The organism is Vibrio sp. 2033 (assembly GCF_033339735.1).
Genome location: NZ_JAWOVC010000688.1, coordinates 1 through 551, shown reverse-complemented (window position 1 = coordinate 551; position 551 = coordinate 1). Strand labels below are relative to the sequence as shown.

The 551-nt window shown below is 35.8% G+C and carries 1 protein-coding gene; it reads right to left on the bottom strand.

Annotated features, from left to right (window positions below; all coding sequences use genetic code 11):
* The coding region (locus R7P74_RS28525) for a DUF3291 domain-containing protein (protein WP_318124056.1) at positions 1-126 on the bottom strand (126 nt) is incomplete at its 3' end.
* Positions 127-551 lie beyond the last annotated feature (425 nt).

The following is a 551-nucleotide window of genomic DNA, read 5'->3' as shown; positions in this document are numbered from 1 at the left end:
CCAAACAAAGCCTTCACTCTCTTCAGCAATACCATTAACTAAGTCTAAATTGTCTACAAATTCTCTAATTTCAGGTGCATCCAGAGGATATTTGGCAAGCGCAATATTTAACTGTGCTAATTTCATTTCAGACCCTCCTTGGTCGGTAAGTTAGTGCAATAGCGGTAAGCGGCTTCTTATAATGCAATGTATTGCTTATGCCTTCAAAGATAAATTAGAAAGTTAGTGATTTTGACTGCCAATTACGTTGTAAAAATCGGTTTGGTACATTGGTCTTGTTGAATTCAAGACGGTACCTATAACGAGAGATTTCTTAGAGACAAACCATCCCATTTGTGCGAGAGTATTTTTAGTCGATTTGACTATCTATTTGATTTTTAATTTATATTTCGAGTTACTATGAATTAATTGCGCAAGTATCACTCGGCGTGTTCAGTTCAAGACGAGCAATACTTAAAGGAATCGCTATGTATTTTTGGGATGTACAAAGTCTGAAGAACGATATTCGAGCCAACAAACTGTCGGAAAAAGATAAGTTCTTGTATATGTTT